Here is a 19,456-nt window from a genome sequence, read left to right on the forward strand (position 1 = left end):
GTACATATTATGTTTTTATTTGTCATAAAAAATGTGAGGGTGAAAAATCCTCCACACCATTATTCCGCAGAATAGTCCATTGAAGCCATTCTTTTATAATAATTCCAAGTTTCTTTGGCATTTTTTAAGTTTAATTCAAATAATTCTTTTGCACGTTCGGGAAATTCCGAAAGAAGTGCCGAATATCTGCTTTCGCCTTTAAGGAAATTCTCGTATTTATCCCAAGCGGGATCTTTTGAATCCAGCTGTAAAGGATTTTTACCTTTTTCAGCAAGCCTCGGATCATATCTCAATATAGGCCAGTATCCTACTTCGGTAGCGAGTTTTTCTTCATGCTGACCACGTCCCATTCCTTCTTTTATTCCATGGGCGATACAAGGCGAGTAAGCTATTATTATTGAAGGACCCGGATATGATTCGGCTTCCCTTATAGCTTTCAGAGTCTGATTCTGATTGGCTCCCATCGAAACTCTTGCCACATAGATATTCCCGTAAGTCATCAGTATAGCAGCCAAATCTTTTTTCTTAACAGGTTTTCCCGATGAAGCAAATTTAGCTAAAGCTCCTGCAGGAGAGGCTTTGGATGACTGTCCACCGGTATTGGAATAAACTTCCGTATCAAGAATCAGCATATTTACGTCGTCTCCCGATGCCAGAACGTGATCGATTCCTCCAAATCCTATATCATAGGCCCATCCGTCTCCTCCGAACATCCAGACTGATTTTTTAACCAGATATTGTTTTAATTCCAACAGTTCTTTTGCAGTTTTCCCTGTTTCTTTTTCAAGGAGAGGAACTATTTTATTTCTTAATTCCGTTGTTTTTTCTCCGTCTGATATATTTTCTCTCCATTCGAGAAATAAAGCGGCTAATTCAGGAGATACTTCATTTTCACATTCGATCATCATTTTAGCCATTCTGTGTCTTATAGTTTCCGTAGCCTGAAACATACCGTATCCATATTCGGCATTGTCTTCAAATAAGGAAGATGCCCATGCAGGTCCTTCGCCGCATGAATTTTTAGTATACGGAGTAGACGGTGCAGATGCTCCGTAAATTGAAGAACATCCTGTAGCATTGGCTATAAGCATTCTTTCCCCGAATAATTGTGTTACGAGCTTAATATAAGTAGTTTCTCCGCAACCCGCACATGCTCCTGAAAATTCAAATAACGGTTTTGCAAATTGAGAGCCTTTTACGGTATTTTTCCCCATTATATGGTCTTTGTAGGAAACTTCATTGTATAAATAATCACTGTATTCCACTTCATGTCTTTCTATTTGACTTTCAATAGGTTTCATTACTATAGCTTTTCCTTTAGGTGCAGGGCAGACATCTACACATGCGGTACATCCCGTACAATCCAAAGGAGACACCTGAATTTTATATTGTAAATTGTCAAATCCTCTCCCTAAAGCTTTTATTGTAGGCATTCCTTGAGGTGCTGCTGCCATTTCTTTTTCATCAATCAGAAAAGGTCTTATTGCGGCATGAGGACATACGTATGCACACTGATTACATTGTATACACATGTCAGGCTGCCATTCGGGAACTTCCACAGCTATTCCTCTTTTTTCATAATTTGCCGTTCCGTGCTCAAGAGTTCCGTCTTCATATCCGACAAATGCCGAAACAGGCAACTGCTCTCCTTTGATAGCATTAATAGGATCGGCTATTTTCCTTACATATTCAGGTTTTGCAGAATCTATTATTTCTTCGTCCACTTCCAGGTCAGCCCATGCAGGATCTACAAAAACTTCTTCAAGCCCTTCTGTTCCTTTATCTATTGCAGCCCAGTTTTTTTCAACAACATCTTTGCCTTTTTTACCGTAAGTTTTTTCAGCGTATTCTTTCATATATTTTTTTGCTTCTTCATAAGGAATTACTTCGGTCAAATAAAAGAATGCCGATTGCATAATGGTGTTTGTTCTGTTTCCGAGTCCCACTTCCAAAGCGAGTTTTGTAGCATTTATAATGAAGAATTTTGCTTTTTTTCTTGCCAGTTCACGTTTTATTTCATTAGGAATGTTTTTTACAAGTTTATCTTTATCCCAAATAGTATTTAATAAGAAGATTCCACCTTCTCTGAGTCCCGAAATCATATCGTATTTTCCTAGATAGGCAGGCACCGAACAGGCAACAAAGCTCGGTTTTGTAACTAAATAAGTCGATCTTATAGGATCTTTACTGAATCTTAAGTGAGATCTTGTTACTCCTCCGGATTTTTTCGAGTCGTAGGCAAAATATCCCTGTGCGTACAAATCGGTTTTATCTCCTATGATTTTAATCGAGTTTTTATTTGCTCCGACAGTTCCGTCAGATCCCAAACCATAAAAAAGACACGCTTTTACATCTTTATTTCCTGCAAAAACAGGTTCTTCCAAAGCTAACGAACTGAACGTAACATCATCCACTATACCTATAGTAAAATGGTCTTTAGGCTCACTCTGATCAAGATTTTTGTAGACTGCGAGTATCTGTTCCACAGTAGTATCTTTTGAAGAGAGTCCATAACGTCCTCCTACTATAATCGGAGGATTTTCTTTGCCGTAATACAAAGATCGGACATCCATATACAAAGGCTCTCCCAATGCCCCCGGCTCTTTCGTCCTGTCCAATACAGCGATTTTTTTCACTGTTTCGGGCATTGCCTCGAAAAAGTATTTTTTTGAAAAAGGTCTGTATAAATGAACTGTAAGAAGTCCTACTTTAACTCCTTTTTCTGCAAGAAAATCGACAGTTTCCTTTATTGTTTCGTTGACAGACCCCATCGCAACGATAACTCTTTCGGCATCTTCGGCTCCGTAATAGACAAAAGGAGCATAGTGTCTTCCTGTTTCTTTGGTAATTTCTTTCATATAGTCATTTACAATGTCCGGTACGGCATCGTAAAATCTGTTTTGTGCTTCTCTTGCTTGAAAATAAATATCGTCATTCTGAGCACTTCCTCTTGTTACAGGATTTTCCGGATTTAAAGCTCTTTCTCTGAATTCCTGTAGAGCTTTTTTATCGAGCAATCTGTCAAATACTTCATAACCCATTACTTCGACTTTATTTATCTCGTGAGAAGTTCTGAATCCCTCAAAAAAATGAAGCACAGGTACTCTTGATTTTATCGCGGCAAGGTGTGCCACTCCTGCCAGATCCATTACTTCCTGAACGGAACTTGTAGCCATCATTGCCCAGCCTGTCATTCTTACGGCATAAATATCCTGATGATCTCCGAAAATGGACAGTGCCTGAGCTGATATGGATCTTGCCGCCACGTGCATAACTCCCGGTAGCAGTTCTCCCGCTATTTTATACATATTAGGTATTTTAAGTAACAATCCCTGAGAAGCTGTAAATGTTGTTGTCAAAGCCCCGGCCTGTAAAGAACCGTGAACAGTTCCCGCAGCTCCTGCTTCGGATTGCATTTCTACGACTTTTACAGGTGCCCCCATTAAATTTGTTTTTCCGTAGGCAGCCCACTGATCGGTATATTCTGCCATTGTTGATGATGGAGTAATAGGATAAATCCCGGCTACTTCAGTAAAAGCATATGCCGCATGTGCAGCTGCCTGATTTCCGTCCATTGTCTCCATTACTTTAGCCATTGTTCCTCCTAAAATTTATCTTAAAAAATTGATGTTATTTTATAATTAATAATATAATTAAAATGCGGTTTAGTCAAGTTTTTATTTGTTTTCAGTATATTTTTCACTAATGTTTTTCGTAATTATTTTGATATACAAAATATATTTTACAGTTCTTTTTTGCAGTTCTTTTTCTTTTTTGTCCTATTTACAACATTTTTTGAAAAAATATTTTACTATCCAAAGTATTTTTTTAGCAAATAATATTGTTGAAAATATACAAAATTTATCGTACAACAATCAAAAATACATAAAATATATAGTTGCTTTGAAATAGAATATATTTTTTTAATAATACATTAAATTTTTCTGTTATTTTAAAATGTTATTTGCTTATTTAGGGAATTTATTATATAATATTTTCGTAAAATGAATTTAATAAATAAAATTTAGAGGTGATTTATAAATGAAAAAATTAGGAATACTTTTAATGGCTCTGACAATCGTCAGTGTATCATACGGTGCAAAAGAAAAAGAAGATACTACATTTACGTTCCAAAACTATATTCCTTCAGCTCCTGATGCTGTAAAGGAAATAGCGAGAACTAAAAATTTGGACGGTTCTGTTGTTGCATATCCTGTATTTACGGGAAATCTTAAAGTTGTCGAAAAAATGAATAAGACTGTAACAAAATTTGTAAATACTTTCAAAGGACATAAAGACAAAACTTACAAAGTGGAATATCAGGTTGTAGGAAGTAATGACCGTTTTGTCAGTATATTGTTCACAATAGAAAAAAATGATAAAAAAAATAATGTTATTACAAAATACAATGACGCTATTACTTTTAATGTAAAAGACGGAAAAGAAATGGGAATTAAGGATATATTTGTTCAAGGTTATGAAACAGCATTGAATGCTGCGATAAACGATAAAATTAAACAATTCGGACTTACTGTAAACGAAACAGGAAAAAATAAATTCAAAGGTGCTGCAAAAGGAACAAAATTCTATATGGAAGATGACTCTATAGTTTTGTTTTACAATCAGGGAGAAGGTCTTGAATTTGCAGACGGACAGTTGTTTATTCCTTTTATAACAAGAGATCTTATCGGAATAATAAAATAAGATAACATAACATGAAAAAATCGTTTCGGATCGTTTATTTCGGAGCGATTTTTTATTGTAAAAAATCGGGAAATGTCGAGAAATGTTTCGGGAAAATTATTAACAAAAAATTAAAAAAATATATTTTAATTACTTTCATAATATGGTAAAATGTATTTATAAATTTTGAGGAGCTAAACATGAGAAATACCAAATGGGTTATAAAAAGTGTGCCCAAAGATAAAGAGATTAAAATAAATGACATTCCTGTGGATAAAGATATTTTGAAAATCCTGTCTTCAAGAGGAATAAAATCCGCCAAAGATATAAAAAATTTTCTCAATCCGAAACTGGAAAATATTCAGTCTCCTTACGGACTTTATGATATGGAAAAAACAGTGAAAGCGATTGAAAAAGCGGTAAATAAACAAAAAAATATCTGGATATATGGTGATTATGATGTAGACGGTATTACTTCCACGTCAATTTTGTATATGGCTTTAAAAGAGTTGGGAGCAGAAAATGTGAATTATTATATTCCTGTTCGTGATGAAGGATACGGGCTTAATAATGATGCTTTGAAAAAAATAAAAGATTCCGGAGGAGAGCTTGTCATCACTGTAGATTGCGGTATTACTGCTTTTACCGAAGTTGAGTATGCAAATTCTCTCGGACTTTCAATGATTATAACCGATCATCATAATTTACACGGAAATAAAATACCGAAAGCTCTTACAGTTATAAATCCTAAAAGAAGTGAAAATGACTTTTCTTTTAGTTCGTTAGCCGGAGTCGGAACAATATTCATGGTTATTCTTGCACTTTTTGAAAGAAAAGGAATAAAAGAAAAGGCATATAAATATCTTGATCTTGTAGCCATAGGAACGGTAGCCGATATTGTACCTTTACTTGAAGAAAACAGAATATTTACGAAATTCGGATTGGAAAAACTGCCTTTTTCGGAAAATAAAGGATTAAATTTTCTGTTATACAAGTTATTCAACAATGACAAAGGTTCGGTTAATGATCCGAAAGTTGAATATTCTACTTATGATGTGGGATTTATTATCGCTCCGGTATTTAATGCAGCAGGTCGTCTGAAAGATGCCAAAATGGTAGTAAAACTTTTGATTTCCGACAATGACAGAGAAATAGACATTATAGTAAAAGAGCTTATTAATAAAAATTATGAGAGAAAAGAATTACAAAACAATATTGTGGAAAAAGTTGAAAAAAATATAGAAAAACAGCATATAAATGAAGATTTTGTAATTATAGACTATTCTCCCGAATATCATCACGGAGTTATAGGGATTGCTGCGGCTAAAATAGTCGATACTTACTATAAACCGGTAATTATTATGGAAGTAAAAGAAGACGAGGGAATAGCTGTGGGATCGTGCAGAAGTATCGAGAATTTCAATATTTTGGAAGCACTTCAGTCTATGCCCGAATTATTTGTAAAATTCGGAGGGCATTCGGGAGCTGCAGGTTTTACGATTCCTATTAAGAATATTGAACTGTTCAGAAAAAAAATCAATGACTATGCAAAGAAAATATTAAAAGAAGAAGATTTTGTGAAAGTAATAAATATTGATAAGCAAATTCCCATACAGAAAATATCCTACGAATTTTTTCAGGTGATAGAGTTATTAAAGCCTTTCGGTTTCGGTAATCCGAGTCCTACTTTTCAGACGAAAAATATTCTTTTGGAGAATATAAAGTTTATCGGAGAAAGTAAAAATCATCTTATGTTCGATTTGAAGCAGAAAGGATTTTCAAACAGAAATACCGTATGGTTCGGAGCAGGAGAATATTTTAAGGAATTAAGTCAAAATGTTGTTTACGATATTGTATACAAGATGAAAGTAGAGTCTTTTCAAGACAGATATTACACAAAAGTTTATATAGATGACATCAAAGTGTCAGATTTGAAAGATGATACTCTTTCTTATTATCATTCTTTGTATAATACTTCTTTTCCATTAAAGTCGGTATTTTATACGAATATTGATTTGGAAAAAGACTCGCCCCTTACTGTAAAAATAGAATTTGATCAGATTTCTCTTTTTCAGGGCAGAAAATTTGTCGGCAGACTTGATTATAATGTTTCAAATTTATTGATTTTATTGAATGAATATTATAATCAGAATTTTAAAATAAAAATAGAAAATATAAGAAAAACAGGAAATCATAATATTGTCGATATTTTAATAAAGAGGGATTATAATTTTGAGTGCTATGATTACACCGAAACTTCTATTTTCAGGAAAATAAAAGAATTTTTAATAGGAAATATGGAGTATGACAGCTATACGAAAAAACTTCTTTCGATATTTTTCAAGCAAAATAAGAATTTGATGATTAAAACGGGAAAATCTTCTCAAAATATACTGAATAATTTTTTGCTTACAACAGGGATTTACTACATGAAACAGACTGGAAAGAAAAGTAAAATTATTATAAAAAATGGCAAAAATACACCTTATGATAATCCTTTTATAAAAACTTATTTTGATATAATGCCTAAATATAAAAGTGATGGAGATTGTCCATTTGTTTTCTTTTGTGATGAGCAGGCGAAATTTGAAAAATATATAGGTGAGAATAATTCGGGAACGAGATTTTGTTGTGTTTCAAATGTCGATTTTGAAAAGGATTTTGCCGGAAAATCGGAGCAGTTGTCTGATGTCGAAATAATAGAAAATGTTGAGGAATTACCTGAAAATATAGTTTTACTGAGCAGTCTGAAAAAGTCCGAATTAAAAGATTTGAAAAATATTTTTGTGGAATATTTGCCTTTAAAGGAAAAAATTCGACTGAAAAAATTATTTCAGGATGGAGAAACGATTTATTCTGATGAGGCGGTTAGGGAGATATTATAATTTTAGAAAAATCATATTATTTACAATTTTATTAATATAATCGGGGGGATTAATTATGAGAAAGATAAGAAACAACGGGTTTACACTCGTTGAAGTTTTGGTGTACATGTCGATTTTGACAATTTTATTTACGATTATTTTTAATGTTCTGCAAAATCAGAAACAAAAACAGGAATTTACAATTCAGAAAAGAAATATCAGTCAATTCGTAAGAAAAATTCAGCAATATGCCCAATATAACAAAAAAGAGTATATATTGGATTTTAAAATATCCGGAAATACTGCTTATTTTTTAAATGAAGAAAACGGAAAAACAGAAACTATAGGAAAACTTGAAATATCAAAAAATATATCGTATATGACAAATAACACAAATAAAAATGCAGATTTTAAGAGAAGAACTACCAATGAAGGAAATTTTGAAAAAGGTTTTTCCATTTATCTGCTTGATAAAAAAGGCAAAAAAATATATTACAGAATATCTACGAATACTATAAATGCCGCAAAATATCCGATAATAAGTATTTACAGGGCGAAAACTCCTATTGATATAAATGACGATTATACAAAGTCGATTTTATGGGAGGAGGAGCTGTAAATGAACGAAGAAAAAGTATTTTCGGTGAAAGAGATAAATTTTTCAAATATTTTAAAATTCGGGACATTATTGATATTTTCAGTTTTGCTGTTTGCTTTTTATATAAGTTTCGTAACATTTAAAGAAAAACTTGCAGGGGAGAAAATCTTATATGTGAAAATGGACGGAAACAACGGCTCAGTTTTGAAAGTGAATAATAAATATCTTAAAAAGCAGGCGGTCATAAAAAATAGCAAAAATTTAAGTTACGGTTTTTATTGGATAAAGTATAAAATAAAGAATGTTAAAGAAAAAAACGGATTTATTACTATTGAAGGTAAAATTTTAGGATATAAAGAGTCAAGATTGAATGGGGTAAGAAGATATGTTCTGAATATATTTGATGAATTGTTTTTGACTGAAGATAATTTATATGCTTTTTCCAAAGCGGCAATACTCGGAGAAAAGTCGGATGTGTCTAAAGATATGAATGATAAATTCAAATATACAGGACTTGCTCATCTTATAGTAATATCAGGCTCTCATATAAGTCTTGTCATAATGGGAATTGTGAAAATGCTGGACAGTGTAAATGTCGGATATAAACTAAAATATGTATTATCCCTTGCAGCACTTACTTTTTACTGTGCACTTATAGGGATGTCGCCGGGGATATTAAGAGCTTATATAATGGGTGCAATGATGATTCTTGCAAGAATTTTGTTCGAGCAGGAAGACAGTAAGAAATCTCTTATGATTTCTGCAATTATAATAATAGTTTTAAATCCTTATTCGCTGTTTGATATTTCTTTGCAGTTGTCCTACGCTGCAGTTATTGCAATAATATTTATTTATCCGATTTTTGAAAAACTTTTACAGAAAAAATATTTCGATAAAATGAAAGACGGAATAATAAAAGATGTCCTGAAACTTACACTGCTGAGCCTTGTAATACAGATGACGAGTATTCCTTTGTTTCTGTATTATTTTGATAAACTTCCGCTTTTTTCTTTTTTACTTAATACAGTAGGAGTACCTGTGGGAACCGTTTTGATAGAGTTGCTTTTCGGAGTAACTTTACTTAATATTCTTCAGATAAAAATACTGAATCCCCTTCTTGTAACGGTTTCAAAAATTATTTTTAATGCTTTTGAAGGGTTTATATATGCGGGAAGCAGACTTCCTCTTTTACAAATCGGAATTTCCGTGAAAATAAATCTGCTTTTTGTATTTATATATTACGGGATGTTGTTTTTTCTATGTCTGAAGCTAAATAAAAAAGATGAAAAATCTGAAAATGGAAGTTAAAAAATAAAAGAAAGTACAAGAACTTTATATGACATGGAGATTTTACAAATTCTCTTTCCTTAGCTTGAAAAATAAAGGCAAATATGATAATATACAATGTAACAAAAATAATAGATACATTGATTAAAGTAAGGAAATTACGGAGGATATTAAATTGAAACATTTAATAATACAGTTTGTAATAATGGTGTCGGTAGGAACATTGATAGGATGGTTTACCAATTATCTTGCGATAAAATTATTATTCAGACCTCACAGAGAGATAAATTTTCTGTTTTTTAAAATACAGGGGCTTATACCGAAAAGAAGAGATGAAATTTCCGAGAATATTGCGGGAGTTGTGGAACAGGAACTGATTTCGGTATCCGATATAGCGGAAAGACTTAAAGGCAGCAATCTTGACGAAGAAATCGTTGATGAACTTGTGGATAAAATAATAGGGGTTAAGCTTCAAAAAAGCATTTTGGAAAAAAATCCTTTATTGAAAATGATAGTAAACGATTCTTTAATGGATAAATTGAAATCTTATTTTAAAAAAGCGATTTTGGAGAACAAAGAAGAAATTCTTGCGGAAATTTTAAAAGTTGTAGAAGAAAAAATTGATTTTAAAGAAATTATGGTTGAAAAAATGACTAATTTTTCTTTGGATGAGATAGAAAATATAATACTTAAAATTTCAAAAAAAGAATTAAAACATATTGAAATAATAGGCGGAGTTCTCGGAGGAATTATTGCTGTATTTCAGTTTTTATTAATGATGCTGTTAAAACAGGTTTAGTTAAGGAGTGTTAATGGAAAATGAAAGAATATTGGCGTCTGAAGAATTAGGTGAAGACAATATTCAGAAAACTCTCCGACCTAAAACATTCAGTGAATATATAGGTCAGGAAGATTTAAAAGAAAAAATGAATATTTTTATAAAAGCTGCAAAAATGAGAAACGAAGCTATGGATCATATACTGCTTTACGGACCTCCGGGTTTGGGGAAAACAACTTTGGCAGGAGTTATCGCTACGGAAATGGGAGTAAACCTTAAAATAACTACAGGTCCGGTATTGGAAAAAGCGGGAGATTTGGCAGCGATTTTGACATCTCTTGAAGAAAATGATATTCTGTTTATAGATGAAATCCACAGACTCAATACTTCTGTAGAAGAAATACTTTATCCTGCAATGGAAGACGGAGAGCTTGACATACTCATAGGAAAAGGTCCGTCTGCAAGAAGTATAAGGATAGAATTGCCCAAATTTACTCTTATAGGAGCAACTACGAAAGCGGGACAGCTCAGTACACCTCTAAGAGACAGATTCGGAGTAACCCACAGAATGGAATATTATAAGCTTGAAGAACTGAAAGAAATAATAAGACGGGGTGCAAATATATTTCAAGTATCTTATGATGAGGACGGAATAACCGAAATAGCCAAAAGAAGCAGAGGAACACCGAGAATAGCCAACAGACTTTTCAAAAGAGCGAGAGATTTTGCTCTTGTGGAAGGAAAAGGTATACTTGACAAAGCCAGTGTAGACGGTATTTTAAAGTTGCTGGGGGTGGATGAAAGCGGACTTGACGAACTTGACAGAAATATACTGAAATCCATTATAAATGTATATAACGGCGGTCCTGTAGGAATAGAAACTCTTTCTCTTCTGCTGGGAGAAGATAAAAGAACGATAGAAGAAGTTTACGAACCTTATCTCGTGAAAATCGGGTATATAAAAAGAACTCAAAGAGGTCGTGTTGTTACCGAACACGGTTACAGACATCTGGGATTGGAAAAAATACTAGGTGAAAAAATAAAAGGAGAAAACGACTCCGATTTAAAAAACGATGATGAAAACACTTTGTTTTAAAAAATGAAAATAATCGAGGTGGACAAAATTTGCTGACAGTAATAGCAGATAAGGAAAATATAACAGAAAAAGAAATTACAATAACCGATAAATCAGACTGTAATCATGTACAGAATGTATTCAGACTGGGTAAAGGTGATGGATTGAGGGTTATAGACGGAGAATTTGAATATTTGACGGAAATAACCAATATTGCAAAAAAGGAAATAAAATTAAAAATAATAAAAAAAAATACAGATAATTATTCGCTGAATATTAATATAGATGCTGCAATCGGTATTCTGAAAAACGAAAAAATGAATATGACAATAAAAAAATTAACAGAAATCGGAGTTAGTAAAATAATACCTCTTCAGACAGAAAGGGTAGTTGTAAAGATAAATGAAAAAAAAGAAAAATGGGATATAACTGTGAGAGAAGCCTTAAAACAATGTAAAGGTGTGAAGTTTACAGAAATAGCTCCCGTTACAAAGCTACAAAGTATAAACTATGAATTATATGATAAAATCGTCTATGCTTATGAGAATAGTGATAATACAGAACCTTTAGTAAATATAGTAAATAAAAACGATAAAAACATATTGTATATAGTGGGACCTGAAGGCGGAATAACAGAAGAAGAAGTTAATTTTTTGAAAGAAAAAGGGGCGACAGAAATAAGTCTCGGAAAAAGAATATTGAGAGCGGAAACAGCGGCAATTGTCATAGGAGGTATATTGGCAAATGTCTACAATTAGAGATACACAAAAGGAAAAAGCCGAAGATATTAAAAATAATGCAGAGAGAACAGTAGCTTTTTATACTTTGGGATGTAAAGTAAATCAGTATGAAACGGAAATCATAAGAAAAGATTTTCTGGATCATAATTATAAAGAAGTCGATTTTGATGAAAAAGCCGATGTTTATATTGTAAATACATGTACGGTTACTAATGTTGCAGATAAAAAAAATAGAAAAATGTTGCGACGGGCAAAAAATACAAATCCTGATTCTCTTGTAGTTGCAACAGGGTGCTATGCTCAGACAAACTTGGACGATTTGAAGGAAATGAAAGAAATAGACTTTATAATCGGAAATTCCAAAAAAGAAAATGTTTTTAACATAATAAATAAAAATGTATCTCACTATCAGGTAGATAACATATTTGACGAAAAAGAATACAGCTCGAATAAATATACGATATTGAGGGAAAAAGCGAGAGCTTTTGTAAAAATACAGGACGGCTGTTCAAAATTCTGTTCTTACTGTAAAATTCCTTATGCGAGAGGACTCAGCAGATCAAGAGCTACGGAACATGTTCTCGAAGAGATAAATTATTTAGGAGAACAAGGATATAAAGAAGTCGTACTGACAGGAATAAATATGAGTGAATACGGGTTGGACTTGGAACCTAAAACTGATTTTGATACATTACTTGAAAAAATACTTGCAGTAAAATCTGTGGAAAGAGTGAGGGTCAGCTCGGTTTATCCCGATACTATAACAGATAAATTTTTGGGAATGCTGAAAAATAATCCTAAGTTAATGCCTCATCTTCATGTATCCGTTCAAACTTTGGATGATAAAATTCTTCATTTGATGAGAAGAAATTATAAAGCCGAATTTGTTGTAAATACTCTTGAAAAGGTAAAAAGAGAGGTTCCTGAAGTAGCTCTTACGGCAGATATAATAGTAGGATTTCCTCAGGAAGAAGAAGAAAATTTTGCTAATACGATGAAAAATCTTGATTCTTTAGGATTTGCGGATTTACATGTATTTCCTTATTCGGACAGGGAAAAAACTACAGCTATGCTGCTGGACGGTAAAATAGATGCTGTAGAGAAAAAAAGAAGAGTTAAAAAAGTTGAAGAATTGAATAACATAAAATATGCAGAGTTCAGAAAGAAAACTGTAGGTTTAAAACAGAGAGTTTATATTGAAGAAATAGTTGAAGACAAAGCTTTCGGTTATACCGAAAATTATTTGAAAGTATTTATTGATTTGAAAAAAGGAGAAAAAAACAATCTGGATGTAAAAGTTTCTGATTTGGTAAATACAAAAATAGTCGATTTTGACGGAATATTATTAGAAGGAGATATAATATGAAAAAATTTTTATTAGTAATGATCAGTTTATTATTCTTTGTTTCCTGTTTTGAAAATGCGGAAAAGCTGAAAAGTGAAAACAGAATATTCAGAACCAATGACAAATATTATGTTTATTATGACGGTAATACTTTTGAGTTACCTAAAGATTTATATTTGACAAAAACTAAAAAAGTCGAACAGTATTTTACATCGGGAATGCTTAAGCAATTGAATATAGGGACATTAAGTAAAGCGGAGTTGTTAAATGACTTGAATAAGTATTTTCCTTCAGGAATAAAATATATAACTGAAAATGAAACTTCTGTAGGAAGTGTTTTAATTCCTGTAACTTCAGTGGGAAGTGAAAAACATGTGGACAGTATTAAATTTGAAAAAATGCTTGCAAATATGCCTAAAGCTCAGGAAGTCAAAAAAGATGATGAAATACAGGAAGAAACAGTAGTAAATACAAATCCTGCAGAAACATTGAAAGGTAAAAAGTTTGAAATACTCAATGCCAATGGTATTGATGGTTTTGCAAAAAATATCGGAGAAAAACTGAAAGCAAAATTCGGAATAGAATACAATGCTGAAAATTATACGAAGCCTGAAACAATGAATTATGTTATAGTCCGTAAATTAAACGATACTGAAATCGAAGCGATACTCGCAGAAGCAGGATTGAAATATGCCAAAATACTGGAAGATAAAACTGTAAAACCTGATGCGGACTTTGTGCTGATTACAGGAAATGATTCTCAAATAAATTTCCCGGTAGAAATAGTTACGTTAGGTGAAAAGTCGGTAACAGCAGATAAAATAAAAGGATATAACGTCAAAAATATAAAATCTTCCGAATATAAAGGGGAAAAACTTGATAAAATAATTGACGTGAAAATCGTTTACAATCCTTCGGATGTTTATACTGCAAAGTTACTTGCAAAACAAATAGGCGGTGGGGTAAAACTTATTGCTGACAATGAAATAAACGGGAAAATAATAATTGTGTCTAAAAATTAAGGAAAAGGAAGGTAAAATGGAAGAAAATAAAGAGCTTAAAAAGGAAATTGATTCAATTATATCAATAATTGAAGATAAAAAAGGTCAGGATATCAAAGTTTTTGATATGAAAGGAAGGTCACCGTTTTTCGATTATTCAATATTGTGTACGGGGAGTTCCACGAGAAATATAGAAGCGATAGCAAATGATATTAAGAAAAGTTCCGAAAATATCAGAAGTATCGAAGGTCTTGAAGAATGCAACTGGGTTTTGATAGATTCGGGAGATATAATAATCAGTATATTCAGTAAAGATGCAAGAGAATATTACCAATTGGACGCATTTTATGAAGGTGTAAATCAGGAAGGAAGTATAATTTAGGGCTCAGGGAGTAAAGAAAAACTATGAGAGAATTGGATAAAGAGGAAAGAAATCCCAGATATGTAATGTTTATATTATTAGTTGCATCGGTTTTTACGGTTTTGGTAGCAAGATTGTTTTCGCTGCAGATATTAAATGCTTCCACTTATGAAGAAAGAGCTTTACAAAACAGAATAAGAACAAATGTTATTAAAGCGACAAGAGGTGAAATATACGACAGAGAAGGGAAACTTCTGGCTAAAAATACTACCGGTTATAAACTGATACATACAGATACCAGACAGCTCTCAAGCAATGATATAGAATTGCTCAGAAAAATTCAGAATCTTGATGAAAATCAGTTGGAAGAAGCATTATCCAGACAAAAAAAACAGAAAGCCGAAGGATTGAAAGAAACAATAGAAGATATACGGACAATCAGCCAAATTACAGGATACACTACCGATTACATAATAACAAGGTTCAGTAAACAGCCCCGTATAGGTATTGATAAAACAATTCTCGTTATAGAAGATTTGGATAAAAATATTGCATTGAAAGCTGTAGAAAAGATAAAAAATAACAGAATAAATATAGTTGAATACAATAAGAGATACTATCCTGAAGATAGTATCGCTTCGCATGTAATAGGAAATGTGAAACCTATAAGTGAAAAAGAATATAATGAGTTAAAAAAAGAAGGATATCAGAATGACGATCTGATAGGTAAAAAAGGTGTAGAAAAAGAATACGATAAGGAAATGAAAGGACAGGACGGAGTTGAAGATGTAGAAGTCGATGTCCACGGAAATGTTATAAAAGAAATAAAAAATGTTTCCAGTATAACAGGAAAGAATATATATCTGTCTATAGATCTCGATTTGCAGAAGTACATGACTCAGGCTTTTGCAGGGAAAAGCGGAGCATTTATAGCTATGGAAGTTAAAACAGGAAAAATCATAACATTCGTAAGTTATCCTGAAATCAGCCTGAATCTCTTAAGTTCAAGGATTCCTGACGATCAGTGGAATGAACTGGTCAATTCCAAAGCAAAACCTCTTGTAAATAAAGGGATTGCCGGATTATATCCTCCGGGGTCTACTTTTAAAGCAATAACAGGTTTGGGAATACTGGAATCGGGTATCTCTCCTTATGATACAGTAATGTCTACAGGACAGTATAAGTTCGGAAAACTCATATTCAGAGATTCGAGCAGCAGAGGGTATGGAATAACAAATTTCAATAAGTCAATAGAACATTCGGTAAATACTTATTATTATGTATTTTCTCAAAGAGCGGGAAAAGATAATATTATAAAATATGCAAAAGAAATGGGAGTAGGAGAAAAAACGGGAATAGACATCCCGGGGGAACAGGCCGGAGTTTTACCTACACCTGAATGGAAAAAGAAAAGATTTAAAAAGAAACAGGATCAGATATGGTTACCGGGAGATCTTATAAATATGTCTATAGGTCAGGGATATGTACTGATGACACCGGTACAGGTACTTTCAGCTTATCAGATTATAGCTAATAACGGAGTGATGATAAAGCCCACAGTTGTTGACAGATTTGTAAGTTATGACGGTAAAGTGGAAAAGAATGAGCCTAAAATATTGAGGAAAATAAAAGTAAGCGATAAAAATCTGAAGTTGATGCAAAATGCATTAAGGCTTCCTGTAAGTTCCTACGGAGGGACTGCGAGAGTACTTTATTTCCCTAATTTTCCTGTGTCTGCAAAAACGGGAACGGCACAAAATACAGGATTTAGAGATAATCACTCGTGGATAGCTGGGTATTTCCCATCGGATAATCCTCAAATAGTATTTGTTTCCATAATAGAAGGTGCAGGATATGGAGGAGTCGCTTCAGGACAGTTGGCAAGGACATTTATAGAAAAATACAGAGATAAATATGAATTTAAAAAGAACATTTTGCCTGAACAGCAGAATCAAGTTGCCGAGAATACAGGTAAAAAGAAAAAAAGAAAAAGAGGATAAATATTAAGAAAATATATAAAGAAAAGGAGGTCGTTGAATGTCGGAAAAAGAAAATAAAAAAGGAAATGAAAAAGCAGATCATCCTTTTAAAAGAGATTATTCAAAAAATGTGTTGAATAAAGTGAAATCAAAAATTAAAAATAGCGGATTGAACCGTGAAGGACGTTTAAACGAAGGAAACAGTTTACAATTTTTCCCTGATAAATCTGAAGGGATAAATTTGAAAAATGAAAATAAAAAGAAAGAAAAAGAAGAAAAAATGTATGTTATCCCTCTGGGAGGAATAGAAGAAGTAGGGAAAAATATGACTGCATTTCAGTATAAGGATGAAATAATCATCGTAGATGCAGGGCTTACTTTTCCTGAAGACGAACATTTGGGAATAGATGTTATAATTCCCGATTTTTCGTATTTGGAAAGTAACAGAGAAAAAATAAAAGGACTTCTTTTAACTCACGGACATGAGGATCATATAGGAGCGATTCCTTATTTATATCAGAAATTGGGAACGGAAGATATACCGATGTACGGCGGAAGGCTGACATTGGAACTGGCAAAAGCAAAATTTGAAAGAAAAGATGCAAAACTTCCTAAAGAAAAAATAATAAAAGGAAGAAGTATATTAAAAATATCGAAATACTTTACAGTGGAATTTATAAGTGTAACTCACAGTATTGCCGATTGTTATGCTATCTGTATAAAAACTCCTGCTGCAACAGTGCTTCACTCGGGAGATTTTAAAGTGGATTTGACACCTGTAGACGGTGAAGGATTTGATTTTGCGAGATTTGCACAACTGGGAGAAGAGGGAGTGGATTTACTTCTTTCGGATAGTACAAATGCACAAATTCCGGGCTTTACATTGTCCGAAAGAACTGTAGGAGAAAGTCTGAAAGAAGAATTTGCAAAAGCAAAAGGAAGAATAATACTAGCGGCATTTGCTTCTCATGTTCACAGATTACAGCAAATAATATATATAGCTGAAAAAAATAACAGAAAAATAGCCATTGACGGAAGAAGTATGGTTAAAATATTTGAAATCTGCTCAAATTTGGGATATTTGAAAATTCCTAAAGGAATAATGATAGATATAGATAAAGTTGAAACATTGCCTGCAAATAAAGTTCTGATATTGTGCACAGGGACTCAGGGAGAGCCTCTTGCGGCATTGTCCAGAATAGCAAACGGTTCACATAAATATATAACTTTAAGAGACGGGGATACTGTAGTAATATCTGCAAGTCCTATTCCGGGTAATGAAAAAGCTGCATATAAAAATATAAATCAACTTATGAAAAGACACGCAAATGTCGTATTTGAAAAAGGTATAGGAATACATGTTTCCGGACACGGATGTCAGGAAGAACAGAAACTTATGTTAAATCTTGTAAAACCTAAGTTCTTTATGCCTGTTCACGGGGAATATGTCATGTTGAAAAAACATAAAGATTCTGCCGAAGCTGTGGGAATACCTTCACAAAATATTATACTTGCGGAAAACGGTATGAAGCTGGAACTTACAAAATCAAGTTTTAAAGCTGTAGGAAAAGTACCGAGCGGAGTTACTCTTATAGACGGATTCGGTATAGGAGATATAGGAAATGCCGTATTAAAAGACAGACAAAATCTGGCTGATGACGGAATAGTAATAATATCCGTTTCTCAATACAAAACAGGTACTTTCAATAAACAGATAGAGCTTGTAACAAGAGGGTTTGTATATAATAAGGATGCGGAAAGCTTATTATCCGAAACGAAAGAGTTAATCAAACTTGAACTTGAAAATATGGAAACACAGGGAATTAAAGAAACAGGAAAAATAAAACAGAGATTGAAAATAAAAGTAGGAGAATTTTTAAATAAAAAAACGGACAGAGAGCCTATAATTCTTCCTATAATAATGGAGGTTTAAAATGGATCTTTCCAGTAAGGAGAGAGCTTTTCTGAAAAAACTTGCACACGGAATAGATCCTGTTGTAAGAATAGGAAAAGACGGTATAGATGAAAATGTAATAAAAAGTATAGCCGATGCTGTAAAAAAGAGAGAACTGATAAAAGTAAAAATATTACAGAATTCTCAGGAAGAAATCGGTAGAGAACCGGGAACGGAACTGGCTTCCAAAACAAAGTCCGTCTTTGTAGACAGTATAGGAAAAATAATGATTTTTTTTAAGCCTGACAACAAAAACGGAAAAATAACCAAAGAATTTAATGAGTTTAGAAAGAAAGGTAAAAAATGAGCGGTGGAATAATATTCGGAAACAGACTGCTTGATGTGGCTGCAATATCTTGTTTTTCGGCACAATTTTATAAAGTATTCTATCCTTTGCTGAAAAAAGAGAAAATACAATGGGTAAGAATGTTTCAGACAGGAGGAATGCCCAGTTCACATGCTTCGACAGTTGTTTCACTGGCAACGTCAGTGTGTTTGCTGAAAGGTGCTAACTCTATAGAATTTGCCATAGCAATGGTGTTTTCGGGAATAGTTCTGTATGATGCTACAGGAGTGAGAAGACAGGCGGGGAAACATGCGAAAGCCTTGAATACTCTTGTGGACAGTATAGAAAAAAGAGACGGAATAGAAATAATAAGCGAAGAATTTAAAGAGTTTTTAGGTCATACTCCTCTTGAAGTATTTTGGGGGAGTATATTGGGAATAGTAATAGGTTTGTTATTTAGAGGATATATAGCAGGGTAATCAATAAGCTAAATAATATAAAATAA

General features: G+C 32.9%; 15 protein-coding genes. 14 read left to right on the top strand and 1 reads right to left on the bottom strand.

The annotated features are described in order from the left end of the window. Window positions 1-59 precede the first annotated feature (59 nt). Entirely contained in the window at window positions 60-3,596 is a 3,537-nt protein-coding gene (gene nifJ / locus FVE72_RS01370; RefSeq protein ID WP_026736958.1) for a pyruvate:ferredoxin (flavodoxin) oxidoreductase, read from the bottom strand. Window positions 3,597-4,041: 445 nt separating this feature from the next. Here nifJ and FVE72_RS01375 point away from each other — a divergent pair, with 445 nt between their 5' ends. From FVE72_RS01375 to FVE72_RS01440, 14 genes are all read left to right on the top strand, one after another. Continuing rightward, complete coding sequence (locus tag FVE72_RS01375; RefSeq protein ID WP_026736959.1) at window positions 4,042-4,704, top strand: DUF3298 domain-containing protein; 663 nt, start codon at window positions 4,042-4,044, stop codon at window positions 4,702-4,704. Window positions 4,705-4,883: 179 nt separating this feature from the next. After that, window positions 4,884-7,568, top strand: a complete 2,685-nt coding sequence (recJ, locus tag FVE72_RS01380; protein ID WP_026736960.1) for a single-stranded-DNA-specific exonuclease RecJ — start codon at window positions 4,884-4,886, stop codon at window positions 7,566-7,568. A gap of 55 nt (window positions 7,569-7,623) precedes the next feature. Further along, window positions 7,624-8,166: a type II secretion system protein gene (locus FVE72_RS01385; RefSeq protein WP_026736961.1), complete on the top strand. Its 543-nt coding sequence runs from the start codon at window positions 7,624-7,626 to the stop codon at window positions 8,164-8,166. Further along, complete coding sequence (locus FVE72_RS01390; protein WP_026736962.1) at window positions 8,167-9,453, top strand: ComEC/Rec2 family competence protein; 1,287 nt, start codon at window positions 8,167-8,169, stop codon at window positions 9,451-9,453. Between the two features lie 154 nt (window positions 9,454-9,607). Beyond that, window positions 9,608-10,231 (top strand): DUF445 domain-containing protein, encoded by a 624-nt coding sequence (locus FVE72_RS01395; protein WP_006808324.1) that lies wholly within the window; start codon window positions 9,608-9,610, stop codon window positions 10,229-10,231. 13 nt (window positions 10,232-10,244) lie between these two features. Further along, window positions 10,245-11,306, top strand: coding sequence for a Holliday junction branch migration DNA helicase RuvB (ruvB, locus tag FVE72_RS01400; protein WP_006808340.1), 1,062 nt, complete (start codon window positions 10,245-10,247; stop codon window positions 11,304-11,306). Window positions 11,307-11,335: 29 nt separating this feature from the next. Beyond that, window positions 11,336-12,043: an RsmE family RNA methyltransferase gene (locus FVE72_RS01405; RefSeq protein ID WP_026736963.1), complete on the top strand. Its 708-nt coding sequence runs from the start codon at window positions 11,336-11,338 to the stop codon at window positions 12,041-12,043. Continuing rightward, window positions 12,030-13,391: a tRNA (N(6)-L-threonylcarbamoyladenosine(37)-C(2))-methylthiotransferase MtaB gene (gene mtaB / locus FVE72_RS01410; protein WP_051411716.1), complete on the top strand. Its 1,362-nt coding sequence runs from the start codon at window positions 12,030-12,032 to the stop codon at window positions 13,389-13,391. The genes FVE72_RS01405 and mtaB overlap by 14 nt, the downstream gene beginning before the upstream one ends. Continuing rightward, the gene (locus FVE72_RS01415; protein ID WP_026736965.1) at window positions 13,388-14,392 is read left to right on the top strand and encodes a LytR C-terminal domain-containing protein; all 1,005 of its coding nucleotides are present in this window, start codon (window positions 13,388-13,390) and stop codon (window positions 14,390-14,392) included. Before mtaB ends, FVE72_RS01415 begins: the two co-directional genes overlap by 4 nt. A gap of 16 nt (window positions 14,393-14,408) precedes the next feature. After that, the gene (rsfS, locus tag FVE72_RS01420) at window positions 14,409-14,753 is read left to right on the top strand and encodes a ribosome silencing factor (RefSeq protein WP_006808339.1); all 345 of its coding nucleotides are present in this window, start codon (window positions 14,409-14,411) and stop codon (window positions 14,751-14,753) included. A 23-nt stretch (window positions 14,754-14,776) separates the two neighbouring features. After that, a complete protein-coding gene (mrdA, locus tag FVE72_RS01425) occupies window positions 14,777-16,732 on the top strand; it encodes a penicillin-binding protein 2 (RefSeq protein WP_026736966.1) in 1,956 nt (651 codons plus the stop codon). A 37-nt stretch (window positions 16,733-16,769) separates the two neighbouring features. Beyond that, window positions 16,770-18,644, top strand: coding sequence for a ribonuclease J (locus FVE72_RS01430; RefSeq protein ID WP_026736967.1), 1,875 nt, complete (start codon window positions 16,770-16,772; stop codon window positions 18,642-18,644). A 1-nt stretch (window position 18,645) separates the two neighbouring features. Continuing rightward, window positions 18,646-18,972: a ribosome assembly RNA-binding protein YhbY gene (gene yhbY, locus FVE72_RS01435; RefSeq protein WP_026736968.1), complete on the top strand. Its 327-nt coding sequence runs from the start codon at window positions 18,646-18,648 to the stop codon at window positions 18,970-18,972. Then, on the top strand, window positions 18,969-19,430 hold the full coding sequence (locus FVE72_RS01440) for a divergent PAP2 family protein (protein ID WP_006808314.1): 462 nt from the start codon (window positions 18,969-18,971) through the stop codon (window positions 19,428-19,430). The genes yhbY and FVE72_RS01440 overlap by 4 nt, the downstream gene beginning before the upstream one ends. Window positions 19,431-19,456: the final 26 nt, after the last annotated feature.

The organism is Pseudoleptotrichia goodfellowii (assembly GCF_007990505.1).
GTDB lineage: Bacteria > Fusobacteriota > Fusobacteriia > Fusobacteriales > Leptotrichiaceae > Pseudoleptotrichia > Pseudoleptotrichia goodfellowii.

Coding starts and splice junctions, on each gene's coding strand:
- FVE72_RS01440 (WP_006808314.1), top strand. CDS start 18,969: ATGAGCGGTGGAATAATATTCGGAAACAGACTGCTTGATGTGGCTGCA.
- FVE72_RS01415 (WP_026736965.1), top strand. CDS start 13,388: ATGAAAAAATTTTTATTAGTAATGATCAGTTTATTATTCTTTGTTTCC.
- mrdA (WP_026736966.1), top strand. CDS start 14,777: ATGAGAGAATTGGATAAAGAGGAAAGAAATCCCAGATATGTAATGTTT.
- FVE72_RS01385 (WP_026736961.1), top strand. CDS start 7,624: ATGAGAAAGATAAGAAACAACGGGTTTACACTCGTTGAAGTTTTGGTG.
- nifJ (WP_026736958.1), bottom strand. CDS start 3,596: ATGGCTAAAGTAATGGAGACAATGGACGGAAATCAGGCAGCTGCACAT.
- FVE72_RS01430 (WP_026736967.1), top strand. CDS start 16,770: ATGTCGGAAAAAGAAAATAAAAAAGGAAATGAAAAAGCAGATCATCCT.
- yhbY (WP_026736968.1), top strand. CDS start 18,646: ATGGATCTTTCCAGTAAGGAGAGAGCTTTTCTGAAAAAACTTGCACAC.
- mtaB (WP_051411716.1), top strand. CDS start 12,030: ATGTCTACAATTAGAGATACACAAAAGGAAAAAGCCGAAGATATTAAA.
- FVE72_RS01375 (WP_026736959.1), top strand. CDS start 4,042: ATGAAAAAATTAGGAATACTTTTAATGGCTCTGACAATCGTCAGTGTA.
- recJ (WP_026736960.1), top strand. CDS start 4,884: ATGAGAAATACCAAATGGGTTATAAAAAGTGTGCCCAAAGATAAAGAG.
- FVE72_RS01390 (WP_026736962.1), top strand. CDS start 8,167: ATGAACGAAGAAAAAGTATTTTCGGTGAAAGAGATAAATTTTTCAAAT.
- rsfS (WP_006808339.1), top strand. CDS start 14,409: ATGGAAGAAAATAAAGAGCTTAAAAAGGAAATTGATTCAATTATATCA.
- ruvB (WP_006808340.1), top strand. CDS start 10,245: ATGGAAAATGAAAGAATATTGGCGTCTGAAGAATTAGGTGAAGACAAT.